Origin of the sequence: Streptomyces sp. NPDC051217 (assembly GCF_044455465.1) — a bacterium.
Taxonomy (GTDB): domain Bacteria; phylum Actinomycetota; class Actinomycetes; order Streptomycetales; family Streptomycetaceae; genus Streptomyces.
Map to the genome: position 1 here is coordinate 1 of NZ_JBITEV010000028.1, position 11,787 is coordinate 11,787.

13 protein-coding genes are annotated in these 11,787 nt (G+C 67.4%); 9 read left to right on the forward strand and 4 right to left on the reverse strand.

All coding sequences use genetic code 11. The features are described 5' to 3' along the window. Positions 1 to 122: 122 nt before the first annotated feature. Both ACIBBB_RS35495 and ACIBBB_RS35500 read right to left on the reverse strand, forming a co-directional pair. On the reverse strand, positions 123 to 404 hold the full coding sequence (locus ACIBBB_RS35495; RefSeq protein ID WP_398989557.1) for a transposase: 282 nt from the start codon (positions 402 to 404) through the stop codon (positions 123 to 125). Then, positions 391 to 1,182: an IS630 family transposase gene (locus ACIBBB_RS35500; protein ID WP_398989476.1), complete on the reverse strand. Its 792-nt coding sequence runs from the start codon at positions 1,180 to 1,182 to the stop codon at positions 391 to 393. Before ACIBBB_RS35500 ends, ACIBBB_RS35495 begins: the two co-directional genes overlap by 14 nt. A 105-nt stretch (positions 1,183 to 1,287) precedes the next feature. Here ACIBBB_RS35500 and ACIBBB_RS35505 point away from each other — a divergent pair, with 105 nt between their 5' ends. Further along, a complete protein-coding gene (locus ACIBBB_RS35505; RefSeq protein WP_398989478.1) occupies positions 1,288 to 1,908 on the forward strand; it encodes a plasmid pRiA4b ORF-3 family protein in 621 nt (206 codons plus the stop codon). A gap of 93 nt (positions 1,909 to 2,001) precedes the next feature. Here ACIBBB_RS35505 and ACIBBB_RS35510 read toward each other — a convergent pair whose 3' ends face one another. Together ACIBBB_RS35510 and ACIBBB_RS35515 are read right to left on the reverse strand one after the other, a co-directional pair. Further along, on the reverse strand, positions 2,002 to 2,907 hold the full coding sequence (locus ACIBBB_RS35510; RefSeq protein ID WP_398989480.1) for a MerR family transcriptional regulator: 906 nt from the start codon (positions 2,905 to 2,907) through the stop codon (positions 2,002 to 2,004). 169 nt (positions 2,908 to 3,076) lie between these two features. Beyond that, a complete protein-coding gene (locus ACIBBB_RS35515; RefSeq protein ID WP_398989481.1) occupies positions 3,077 to 3,946 on the reverse strand; it encodes an IS5 family transposase in 870 nt (289 codons plus the stop codon). Between the two features lie 253 nt (positions 3,947 to 4,199). Here ACIBBB_RS35515 and ACIBBB_RS35520 point away from each other — a divergent pair, with 253 nt between their 5' ends. The 8 genes from ACIBBB_RS35520 to ACIBBB_RS35555 all read left to right on the forward strand — a co-directional run bounded on the left by ACIBBB_RS35520 (position 4,200) and on the right by ACIBBB_RS35555 (position 11,544). Beyond that, positions 4,200 to 4,634 carry a hypothetical protein gene (locus ACIBBB_RS35520; RefSeq protein WP_398989484.1) on the forward strand — a complete coding sequence of 145 codons (435 nt, stop codon included), beginning with the start codon at positions 4,200 to 4,202 and terminating at the stop codon, positions 4,632 to 4,634. An 84-nt stretch (positions 4,635 to 4,718) separates the two neighbouring features. Further along, entirely contained in the window at positions 4,719 to 4,973 is a 255-nt protein-coding gene (locus ACIBBB_RS35525; RefSeq protein WP_398989486.1) for a hypothetical protein, read from the forward strand. 139 nt (positions 4,974 to 5,112) lie between these two features. Further along, on the forward strand, positions 5,113 to 6,216 hold the full coding sequence (locus ACIBBB_RS35530; protein ID WP_398989488.1) for a tyrosine-type recombinase/integrase: 1,104 nt from the start codon (positions 5,113 to 5,115) through the stop codon (positions 6,214 to 6,216). Then, positions 6,209 to 8,632: a tyrosine-type recombinase/integrase gene (locus ACIBBB_RS35535; protein ID WP_398989490.1), complete on the forward strand. Its 2,424-nt coding sequence runs from the start codon at positions 6,209 to 6,211 to the stop codon at positions 8,630 to 8,632. The genes ACIBBB_RS35530 and ACIBBB_RS35535 overlap by 8 nt, the downstream gene beginning before the upstream one ends. 4 nt (positions 8,633 to 8,636) lie before the next feature. Then, positions 8,637 to 9,119, forward strand: coding sequence for a hypothetical protein (locus tag ACIBBB_RS35540; protein WP_398989492.1), 483 nt, complete (start codon positions 8,637 to 8,639; stop codon positions 9,117 to 9,119). A gap of 199 nt (positions 9,120 to 9,318) precedes the next feature. Further along, positions 9,319 to 10,440: an NADAR family protein gene (locus tag ACIBBB_RS35545; protein WP_398989494.1), complete on the forward strand. Its 1,122-nt coding sequence runs from the start codon at positions 9,319 to 9,321 to the stop codon at positions 10,438 to 10,440. Between the two features lie 84 nt (positions 10,441 to 10,524). Then, complete coding sequence (locus tag ACIBBB_RS35550) at positions 10,525 to 11,205, forward strand: hypothetical protein (protein WP_398989496.1); 681 nt, start codon at positions 10,525 to 10,527, stop codon at positions 11,203 to 11,205. Between the two features lie 27 nt (positions 11,206 to 11,232). Further along, complete coding sequence (locus ACIBBB_RS35555; RefSeq protein WP_398989559.1) at positions 11,233 to 11,544, forward strand: hypothetical protein; 312 nt, start codon at positions 11,233 to 11,235, stop codon at positions 11,542 to 11,544. Positions 11,545 to 11,787: the final 243 nt, after the last annotated feature.

Consider the following 11,787-nt stretch of genomic DNA (forward strand, 5'->3'; position numbering starts at 1 on the left):
GGGGCTCGGCTGCCACTGACCTGGGTCGCAGTCCACTGGACCCGACTCGACGAGACGCCTCGAACTACCAGGGAATCTTTGATTCAGGTCACTAGTGCAGCGCCGCACTGATCCTGCGAGGGTCAGGTGGCCTTGAGCGGGGTGCCGTCATAGGTCCATCGGAAGGGGCGGGCTTCGTTGTCGTAGGCGAGGGTGAACTCGCGGATCTGGTGGATGAGGTCCTGGCGTGAGGTGAACTCGCCTCGCCGCAGCAGTCGTCGGGCCAGGATCGAGAAGAAGATCTCGACCTGGTTCAACCATGAGGCGTGCTTGGGCGTGTGATGGACGGTGAACCTCGGGTGGGCCGCAAGCCAGGCCCGCGTGGCCTTCGAGACGTGTGACGATCCGTTGTCAAGGAACCAGATGGATCGTCAGGGCGGGATCGATACTCTGGTCCAGCAGTCGCAGGAACCGGATGAAGGTGACGGAGTCGTTGCGGGCGATGTCCTCGACCAGGACCTGTCCGGTCTGCACGTCCAGGGCCGCGACGATCGACGCGGTGCCATGGCGTCGGTACTCGAACTCGCGGCGCTCGGCATCGCCGGGCCGTGCGGGCCTGGTGGGGTGGCGCCGCGAGCGGGCCTGCATGGCGGTCTTCTCGTCCACACTGAGCACGACCGACCCGGGCGGGCGAAGCAGGTAGAGGGCGCATACCTCGGCGGCCTTGATGTGGAAGTCCGGGTCGTCGGGGCGGGTGAGCCAGCCGCGGACGAGGTGGGGTTTGAGGTCCAGGTCGGCCAGGATCCGCCCGACCTGGGAGGCGGAGATCCCGTGGACGGCAAGGGACTTGGCGATCGACTTGTGGGTCCATTGACTGTCGGGGGCGGGTTTGGAGGAGGTGACCGTGGCGACGATCGCAAGGTGCACCTCTGGCCCGTACTGACGCGGACGGCCCAGCCTCCTGCGGTCGTCCAGAGCGGCCATGCCCTCGTGGTGGAATCGCTTGCGCCAGCGTCGCACGGTGGCGATGTGCAACCCGTGGCTGCGGGCGATGACCCCGTTGGAGATACCGTCAGCGGCGGCCAGGGCGACCACGGCTCGCTGGATGCGCCGCAGCGGGGCGGTGCGCGAGCGGGCCAACTGCTCCAGGACCGCCCGCTGGTCCTTGTCCCAGACCACCGTGAACGGGCTGTGCGCCGGCATGACCCCACCCCTGGATTCGACGAGCGTCGATCATTGTCGCGCGGACGAATGGGGCCGGGGGCAGACGGCCTCGCGAGGGCGGGGGCCGGTGGCAGGATGACGGCCATGGCGAATACCAGGCGCGCGAAGCCGACCTCCCGCTCCCGGACGGCACCCGGAAAGGTCGTCCACAAGATCAAGGTCACTTTGAGTGGCTCCCGGCCTCCGATCTGGCGCCGCTTGGAAATGTCGTCGGGCACCACGCTGCAACAGCTGCACCACCTCATCCAGGCGGCCTTCGGCTGGGAGGACTGCCACATGTGGGCCTTCGAGACCTCGCAGGACCGGTACGGAGTCGCTGACCGGGAGCTGGGGATCCGCAGCGCGGCGTCCAAGCGGCTTGACCAGGTCGCCCCAAGCGTCGGGGACCGGCTCGGCTACACCTACGACTTCGGCGACGACTGGGAGCACGACATCCTTGTCGAGGCCGTCACCGATGCCGAACCGGGTATCGCCTACCCTCGCTGCCTCACCGGCCGCCGTGCCTGCCCGCCCGAGGACTGCGGCGGGATGTGGGGATACGAGTACCTCGTCGAGATCCTCGCCGACCCCGGCCACGAAGAACACGACGAACGGCTCGAATGGCTCGGCCTCGACACCGCCGACCAGTTCGACCCCGCTGTCTTCGACCTGACAGAGGTCAACAGCGCACTGTCCGGTTTCTCAGCCATCTTGATCGAAAACTGACGCTCCACTGTGTTGCATCGATCGCCTCGGCCACCACGGCAGGGGCGACCCTGACCCTCGCAGGATCAGTACGGCGCTGCACTAGGCCGTGTTTTAGGAAGCGGGTGACTCGTGGGCGGCGAGTTCTTCGGCCAATTCCATGCAGCGCAGGCGGGCCGGGGAGAAGTCGTAGGGCATCTTTCCTGTGGCTTCGAATGCGCTCATGGACTCTTGCCCCCTGCCAGAGCTTTGGCCGGCCTCGTCCTCACCCTCATCAGCGGTAGCGGGGTGCAAAGTGTCCCAGGAGTCGAAGAGCGCGTCGTCGCTCTCCGCCAGGCCGGAATCCTCGATAAGGGCTTGCAGCGCCTTTTCGAAGGCGTGCCGTTCGGCGGCCACCCGGGCCACGCGGGGGTCATCGACAGCGATCGTGTCATCGAGTGCCTCCTCGGCGGCATCAATACGGTCGGAGTCCTCCCGCAGATCCGGGTGAGTGGCCAGGGCGATGAAACGGGTGGCCTGGACGGCCGCACCGAGCGGGCCGAAGATCCGCTCGGTGACCAGCAGGCTGTCCAGGTCCGCCTGGCGCAGGGAGCCCTCGGGCAGGCTCTTGAGGCGGCTGGTGACGAAGTCGGAGAGCAGACCCATCCTGCTGCCCTCGGTACGCATGCGCTGCACGGCAGTCCGTTGCCGCCGCAGTTCTGCTTCCTGGGCGACGAGGGTTTCCTCCAGCCGTTCCAGGATGCCCGCGATGCCGTCGTCGCTGTCGGAACCGGCGGAAGCCGTGTCGGCGAAGGCGTCACGGATGTCGTCCAGGGCGATCCCGGCGTCGGCCATCTTGCGGATCCACAGCAGCCGGATCATGTCTTCGTAGCCGTAGCGGCGGCGGTCGTCGCCGCCCCGCACGGGCTCGGGGAGCAGGCCGATCTCGTGGTAATGACGGATCGCCCGCGGTGTGGTGCCGACGAAGGCCGCCGCGTCACCGATCTTGACCTGGCGCGGTGGGATGAAGGACGAATACATGAGCAGGGGCCTTCCTCAGTGGGGCGGGACGTGAGTCCACCGGACCACATACCGCTACGGAAGGTGCAACCCGAGTCACTCCCCCCGGCACCCGCGCCAGGAGAAGCACCCCTTCTCGGTAACGATCGGCCCGCCCTCTGCCAGGACAACCGCAGGAAGGCAGGCGGGGTCACAGCCACTGGTGTATCGCTGCGACCTGGACCGTCGCCTCAAACCGCACTGCGAGTCTGTCGAACCGGGTCGCCACGGCCCGATGCTGCTTGAGACGGCTGATCCCACATTCGACAGCGTGCCGCGCCTTGTAGTCCTGACGGTCGAAAGCGGGTGGACAGCCACCGTTACGGCCCCGGCGCCCGCGATTGCGGACCTGATCGGCCCGCTCGGGAATCGTGCACCTGATGCCGCGTCTGCGCAGGTAAGCGCGATTCGCGCGCGAGGAGTACGCCCTGTCTCCGCGCACCCGCAGTGGTCGGCACCTTGGCCGGCCCACACCGTGCCGGGGCACCCCGATCGCGTCCAGGACCGGCGAGAACTGCGGGCTGTCACCGCGCTGCCCTGCGGTGATCAGCAACGACAACGGCTTCTGTCCTTGTTCACACGCCAGATGGACCTTCGTCGTGAACCCGCCTCGCGACCTGCCCAGCCCGTGGTCCTCGGGTTCTTCGCTCAGACCGCCCGGCGGTTCCTTCTGCACAGCACCGTACCGACGGGCACCAGCTGCGTGCTGATGCGCACGGCAGACCGTCGAGTCGACACTGACTTCCCAGAAGATCAATCCGGACGCATCCGCCCTCGCCTGCAACAAGGCCAGCAGCCGGGCCCACACGCCCCGACGCTGCCACCTCCGGAACAGTCCGTACACCGTCTGCCACGGCCCGTACTCAACCGGCAGATCCCGCCACGGAACACCCGTCCGAACGCGCCACCGGACACCGTCCACCAACCGCCGACAGCCCGGCCACTTGCGACTCACACCCACCGCAGGCAGCAACGACTCCAGCACCGACCACTGCTCATCAGAAAGATCCCCACGCCCCACACCTTGATCATCACGGTCAAGGTGCGCGCAGGTAACCAAACCTAAAACACGGCCTAGGAGTCGCTGGGGTGGGAGGCACTCGTTTGGGGTGATGCCGGATTGACCCGGGTTCGTGGCTGGTATCACGCTGTGCGGGTTGTCGGCTGGCCGTGTCAGGAGGCCGAGTTTTGCAGCGTGTTGAGTTGTTCGAGCTGATTCATCGTGACCGAAGGCTGGAAGATGCCTCGGTCCGGAGTCTGGCTAGCGTTACGGAGTGCACCGCCGGGTGGTGCGCCAGGCTTTGGACAGTGCTTTGCCCCCTGCGCGGAAGGCGATCGAGGTGCGCCGGTCGGTTCTGGAGCAGAGCAAGGGCTGGATCGACGAGATGCTGCGGGCGGATCTGACCGCGCCGCCGAAGCAGCGGCACACCAACAAGCGGATCATGGACCGGCTGCGGGACGAGTACGGGTTCTCCGTCGCCTACACCACCCTCAACGACTATCTGCGGGTGCGCCGGCCGCAGATCCGCGAAGAGTCCGAGCGGGCCCGGTCACTGACGGAGGGCACGGTTCCGCAGTTTCACCGGCCCGGGGAAGAGGCGGAGGTCGACTTCGCCGAGGTGGGTGCGGGTCGACGGCACGCCGATGGCCTGTCAGTTGTTCACGCTGCGGCTGTCGTATTCGGGCAAGGCCGTCCACCGACCCGTTGACCGCACTATCGGCGTGTCCTACGTGTCGGCATGGGGAGGGCGAGGAGTCTCCGTTCGGGATGTTTCCGATGAGTCGGAAATACGATGGATCACAGTGTGGTGTTAGCCGAACGCGAAGTATCCGGTCTGGTGGTGGCACGGGTCGGCAGCGTGGAGGCGACCACTGCCGCCGCACTGCCCTGGGTGGTGCTCGATGGCGCCGGGAGGCCGATCATGCCGGCAGGCGAGTTCCTGCGGGAGTTGCTGGCTTGCGGCAACACTCCGGCTTCCTACCGTTCCTACGCCTTTGACCTGCTGCGCTGGTTCCGACCTGTTAACTGCACCATGTCCCAGTCGTGACCCAGGCGGATCGTCTGGGTCTTTTCAGGAGTGTGGTGTGGTGGAGGACGTGAGACGTGCCCTGATGGAGGGGAAGTGCTCGGTTCCCGAGGTCGGCGCTGCGGTCGCGGGGGCGACGCCCGACCTTCCGTTCGTTGTAGTGGATGCTGACGGTTGCGAGGTCGAACCGGTCAGTGCCTACCTGCGGGATCTGATGCTGGGGGACGTCAGCCCGCTGACCTGCCGGAGTTACGGGTTCGGACTGTTGCGGTGGTACCGGCTACTCGACTCCCTGCAGATCTCCTGGGACAAGGCCACGGAGGCCGAAGTCGCGGCGCTCGTTGGCTGGCTGCGGGAAGCGCGCAACCCGCAGCGGCTCCGTAAGCGGGACAGTGCGTCTCCGCCTGCGGGGTCGGTGAATCTGAAGACCGGCAAGCCATCGCTCCGGGAGGGGTACGCGCCGAGCACGATCAACCACAACCTCAGCGTGGTCAGCGGCTTCTATGCCTTTCATGCGAGGTTCGGCGTTGGTCCGGTGGTCAATCCGGTGCCGGCCTCGCGCGGTCGTCGGCAGGCTCTTGCACACCGGTCTCCCCTGGAGCCGACTCCGGTGTTCCGCCGGGGCCGGCTGCGGCAGAAGGTGCCTGTGCAAGCCCCGCGGTCCATCCCCGACCACTTGTGGGATGAGCTGTTCGCCGGGATGGGCTGCGACCGAGACCGGGCACTCCTGGAGTTCTACGTCTCCTCTGGGGCCAGGGCGAGCGAGCTGCTGGGCGTTGGGCTGGACGACATCGACTGGTCGGGCCAGCTGATATATGTGATCAGCAAGGGCACCCGGATCCGGCAGCCCGTGCCCGCCTCCCCGAACGCCTTCCGCTACCTGGGCAGCTACCTGGCCGCCGACGGGTTGCCCGACCCGGGCCAACCGGTGTGGCGCACCCGCCGCGGGGATCCGCGCCCGTTGACGTATTGGGCGACGCGCCGCATTCTCCAGCGGGCCAACGACAAGCTCGGCACGAACTGGACCTTGCACGACGCTCGCCACACGGCGGCGGTCAGGATGGCGGGAGACGAGCGGCTCACCCTCGCCGAGGTGCAGACGATCTTGCGGCACGCCCACCTCGACACTACTGGCCGCTACCTGACGGCCCGCGTGGAGGACCTGCACGACAAGCTCCAGGAGCACTACACAAAGCCCCGTCCCCAGCGCACCTTCGCCGCCGGGTACGACCAGGAGGACATCAAGGCGGTGTTCGGTGGCTGAACCCGGCACCCTGACCCAGCCGACGAGCAAAAAGGGCGTCAGCCGTTTCGTCAGCGTGAACGCCGCCCCCGCTCCTGCCCCCGCGGTTCCGCCGCGTCCCCAAGGCGATCTGACCCGCGCCTCCGTCGAGGAGATCGCGCAGGCGGTGCGCACGACCTGGCCGACGAAGTCGGCCGACAACCGATGGAACCGGAGCCGCGGCGCCCGGGACCTCCTGCAGCACCTGAGCCAGTTCCCGGGCGAGACCTGGCAGGAGCGGTGGGAGGCCAGCGGGTTCAACCAGGGCGGCAACCCCGTGTCGGTCCTGCGATCGGCTCCCAGAGAGAGAAGCCAGATCGGCACCGGCGCTGCCTGCCTGCTGTGTCTGCGGATCATCCAGCCCTCGCTGGAGGCATTCCGGTCGAACACCTTCCTCTACTACGGGCAGCGCTTCCTCGCCGCCCAGAACGACCCGCTGTTGGAGAAGTTCTGGGCTGAGACGCAGGCCACGCCGGTGAACCCGATTCACCATGGGACCGCGCTGTTCGACATCGCGGTCGCCCTCACCACGCAGGGCATTGCCCTGGCCGACCTGACCCCCGAGGCTTTTCTGCACTACGCGTGGGAGTGTCGCCGTCAAGGACTGGTCCTTGGGGCACGCGGAGCCGGCAGCCGGTTCCCCGGCCACCTGGCCTGGCAAGTGCTCCACACGATGGACCACTTCCCCTCCCATGGGCCGGCGACGCTGAAGGCGGCCCTGCTCAACGGGCGGTCGACGGTCGAAGAACTGGTCGACCGCTACAAGATCCGCAATACCGGGGTTCGGCACCTGCTCGTCGCCTACCTGGAACGACGCAAGCCCGAACTGGACTATTCGACGCTGGACAACCTGTCCCGCCACCTGGCCAACAACTTCTGGGCGACCATCGAGCAACTCGCCCCCGACCAGCCCGACCTGCGCATCGACGGCGAGCTCTACCAGCGGTGGCGGGACCGGGTCGCGATTCGCGTGGACGGCAAGGGGCAGCGCGACTTCGACCCCATCCTGCGGGCAGTACGCGCCTTCTACGCCGATCTGCAGGCGTGGGCAGCAGCCGAGCCCGAGCAGTGGGCGATCTGGGTGGCGCCCTGTCCGATCTCCGACGCCGAGGTCCGCGGTTATGGGATCCGCAAACGACGCGTCAAGGAACGCATGGATGACCGCACCAGGCAGCGTCAACCGCTGTTGAATACTCTCCTGGAACACCTGGAGAACCGGTACGGCCACCTCCGTGACCTACTCGCGCAGGCCGCGGACATGGCCGGCGGGCAGACCGTCACGCTGGAGGGTCACACCTATCAGCGCCTGTGGAGCAGGGTGGATGAACGCCGCGTCCGGCTCGGAGGGCTGGCGAACGTCCGCGTCCTCGATTTGGAGAGCGGCAGGCACATCAATGTCACGCATGCCGAGGACGCCGCCTTCTGGGAGTGGGCGATCGTTGAGGTCCTGCGGCACTCAGGCGTGCGCATAGAGGAGGCCCTGGAGCTCACCCATCTCAGCATCCGACAGTATCAACGGCCCAACGGCGAGGTGATCGCTTTGCTGGTGGTCGCTCCCTCGAAGAGCGACCGGGAACGCGTCATCCCCATGTCCGCCGAGTTGTTCGCCGTCGTCGCGGCCATCGTCCGTCGCCACACCACCGGGGGCCAGACCATCCCGCTGTTGCCTCGTTACGACCCGAAGGAACGTCAGAGCAGCGCGCCCATGCCGTTCTTGTTCCAACGCAAGATCGGTACCAAGCACGAGGTCATGTCGGACACCACCGTGGTGAACATGCTGAAGCGCCACTGCGTCGAGCTCGCCGAACAACACCCTGGCTTCCTTGCGACCAGCTTCACCCCGCACGATTTTCGCCGACTCCTGGCCACGGAGCTGGTGAACAGCGGGCTTCCGATCCACATTGGAGCGGCCCTACTCGGACATTTGAATCTTCAAACGACTCGTGGTTACGTCGCCGTGTTCAACGAGGACGTCGTCCGGCACTACCAGGGTTTTCTCGACCGGCGCCGCCAGGCCAGGCCAACCGACGAGTACCGGCCGGTCACCGAACCCGAATGGCTCGGCTTCGAGGAGCACTTCGACCAGCGCAAAGTCGAGCTGGGAGGGTGCGCCCGCCCCTACTCGACACCTTGCCAGCATGAGCACGCCTGTCTGAGATGCCCCATGATCAACATCAATCCGAAGATGCTGCCCCGCCTCGACGAGATTGAAGTCGACCTTCTGGCCCGCCGGGCCCGGGCCGAAGCAGAGGGGTGGCTCGGTGAGATCGAAGGGATCGACCTCACCCTGTCCTTCCTGCGCCAGAAGCGGGATCAGACCCGTCGGCTCGCCAGGGTCGCGCCGGTCGACCTCGGCATACCCGGCATCGCGCCGCGATCAGCGGCCAGGCGAGAATGAGGGGATGTATTGCCTTCAGGCGGTCATCGCCGCCGAATCCGTGCTCCGCGAGTTGGCCGGCTCCACCACAGAGGCGCGCATCGTTCCTCTCAGCCAGCACCTCTGGCTCTTGCCGATGAGCCACGCGTTGTTCGATGCGGTCACGGTCGCCGAAGCGCCCGAACTCGACGGGTTCTGGAAGGCTCCAGCGGGCTTCGATCGCCTGCTCAGCGCGTGCTCGAAGGCAGGTCCGGTGGCCTACGTCGAAGCCGACTACTTCGGCGGGGTAGGGACCCAGAACGCTCTCACCTGGGATGCAGGGAAGATAGTCCTTGGACCATTGCGCCTGGCCGAAGAGGAGTCATCGCCGACGACCGGCACGCCGATCTCTCAGGCGCTTCGGCGACTCGGCGCCGCCAAGGGCAATCACGTCGACGAGTTCGCCGCTGTCGGACTCGGCCGCCACCGCGACACGGACGACTGGCTCCCGCCTGGTGAGGCTTCGTGAAAATGGTTCTGCCAATGGTCACGCACCGGCCTTCGGCACTCTGTGAGGCCAGCAGGTGCTGCGACCAAGTGGGATGAGCTGCAGCCCGATGAAGCCGCCAAGTCTCTGCCTGCCCACCACCCGTCAAGCAATCGGGTGAGGGACTCGACCGTGCGGAAATTCCCCGACCCCGCAGCGGCAGCTGCGGCACAATCGCCGGATGATCGGCAACAAGACCACTCACCGCACGGTGGACGGCGTTCGCATACCCGGCACCTGGCGCCACGCCTTCATCCGCAACGGCGGCACGCACTTCCTCACCGACCTGTTCATCTACGCCGACGGGCTCATCGACTGCTGGGAACTGGTCACCCTTGAGGAGTTCCAGAACAAGCTCCGCAGCGGCTGGGTAGCCACCACCCTGCCGGACGGCGCCAAGGCATCCGCGTTCGAACTGGCCAGCTGGACCTTCAGCGAGCCCCACAGCTACCTCACCCCCGACCTGCTGGTCGCCGAGATTCGAGACACCATCGACCAACTCAACGGGCGCCCGGATTCGACGGGCCGATGCCTCGTCGCCGTCGACACCTTCCTCGCCAACCGGACCGAGGAAAACCGCGCCGCAGCCCGCAACGCCTTCCTGGCCATCCCGATCTCGCAGCGCCGCTACGCACTGGGCGACATGGACAGCAAAGACTGGCCGCTGCGGGTGCTGGTGGCGGGACCCGGCGGCGAAACGTACATCCCGGCCGATGGGCCGATCATGCAGGAGGACTACGACAGGGCCGTCGCCTACTTCGAGGAACGGGCGCGATGGGCCGCTGAACGAGCCGCACGCGTCCCGGCAGACGGACCAGTGGCCTCCTTCGCCCCGGCGATCAAGCTGTACCACACGTATCCGAACAAACCGGTCGATGCCCCGGGATTCCGGGGCTTGCGCAACGACTACCCGGCCCCGATCGTCGTCGGCGAGGTTAGCTACCCATCTGCCGCCCACGCCTACTGGGCGCTGTCAGTCGCTGACCCCGAGGTCCGGACCGTGATCGCCACGGCAGAGACCCATGCCGCCGCACGCAAGTCCGCGACCGCGGCAGCACAGCGTGAGGGCTGGCAGCACGCCCGCACCGCGGTAATGGCGGCCCTACTGCGCGCGAAGTACGACCAGCACCCCGACCTGGCTGAGATCCTGCTGACCACGAACGACGCCACCGTGATCTACGACGACGCCGACTCGGGCTTCTGGGGGGACAACGCCGGACGCGGCCGCAACTGGGCAGGCCGCCTCCTAGAACTCGTCCGCTCGGAGCTGCAGGCACAGCGGGCCGGAATCGCAGGACTGTGAAGGGCCACCCGCCGCTCGAATCCGAGCTGCGACTGCTCGATGCGGAGCGACCACTTCATCAACCACCAGCTCCCGCTTGACTTGGTGCAGAGAAGGTTCCTCGCCGCGCTGGAGGTCGAATGGAGTCGTGCTCAGCGAGTGGACGTCCGCGACTTCGTCCTGTGGCTGCGGACGTGCAGCAACCCGGCGCGGGATCGGCGCCGCCCGGACGCGCCTCCTCCGGGGTCGCTGAACGCGCGCACCGGCAAGCCGTACCTGCGGTCGGGCGATGCCCCGGCGGCCATCAACCACGCGGTGTCGGTGCTGGCGGCGTTCTCCGACCACCATCTGCAGACCGGGCAGGGGCCGCTGGTCTCCCCGGTGCCACCGCAGTCCCGTGACGGGCGCCGGCTGGAGGCGCATCACAACCCGCTGGAGCCGTTCCGGCTGCACCGTCGGGGCGCCTACCGCCAGAAGCAGGTCGACCGCGAGCCCCGTGCGGTCCCCGACGATGTCGTCGAGGACCTGTTCACCTCGCTGGGCTGCCACCGCAACCGGGCACTGTTCTCCATGTTCTTGTCCAGCGGCGCGCGGGCCGCCGAGATGCTGGGCATGACGATCGGCGACATCCACCCGGGCGAGGGCCGGATCTACGTGCAGACCAAAGGCCTGGGCGGGGCGAAGGAAGCATGCCCGACCTCCCCGGAAGCTTTCGCCTGGCTGACGCTCTACCTCGGCGAGTTGGCCCAGGACGGCCACCGCCCCGCCTCGGACGAGCCGGTGTGATGGACCCTGCGCGGACCGACGCGTCCACTGACCTACACCGCTCTGCGGGCGGTGCTGAACAGGATCAACGCCCGGATCGGGGCGAACATCACGTTGCACGACCTGCGGCACACCCTGTGTCTGCGCCTGATCGAGGACCCGGCCATCACCCTGGTCGACGCCCACCAGGTGATGCGCCACCGGCGCGTCACCACGACCAGCACCTACCTTCGGCCCAGGATCGACGAGGTCATCACCAGGGTCCACGAGCACTACACGCGCCCCAAGCCGCCGCCGCGGCCGCTGACCGGTTGGACCTATGACCCGGACGACCGCGCCGACGTGTTCGGGAACCGCTGATGACCCGGCACGGCCGCGTCGCCACCACCCCGCGATCTCCTCGCTCAATCTGCCCGACGAGGTCGCCCAGGCATGGAAGCAACGCGTCCGGGTCCTGCCCGACGGGCGCCCACGCCGCACCGCCCACGCCGTGCTCCTGGCCCTCCGCTCCTTCTACCTGGACCTCTCGCAGTGGTCGATGGAAGACCCGGCCCGCTGGGCGGCCTGCGCCGCACCCTGCCCGATCAGCGAAGCCGACATCCG

Coding starts and splice junctions, on each gene's coding strand:
- ACIBBB_RS35540 (WP_398989492.1), top strand. CDS start 8,637: ATGTATTGCCTTCAGGCGGTCATCGCCGCCGAATCCGTGCTCCGCGAG.
- ACIBBB_RS35525 (WP_398989486.1), top strand. CDS start 4,719: ATGGATCACAGTGTGGTGTTAGCCGAACGCGAAGTATCCGGTCTGGTG.
- ACIBBB_RS35545 (WP_398989494.1), top strand. CDS start 9,319: ATGATCGGCAACAAGACCACTCACCGCACGGTGGACGGCGTTCGCATA.
- ACIBBB_RS35510 (WP_398989480.1), bottom strand. CDS start 2,907: ATGTATTCGTCCTTCATCCCACCGCGCCAGGTCAAGATCGGTGACGCG.
- ACIBBB_RS35505 (WP_398989478.1), top strand. CDS start 1,288: ATGGCGAATACCAGGCGCGCGAAGCCGACCTCCCGCTCCCGGACGGCA.
- ACIBBB_RS35500 (WP_398989476.1), bottom strand. CDS start 1,182: ATGCCGGCGCACAGCCCGTTCACGGTGGTCTGGGACAAGGACCAGCGG.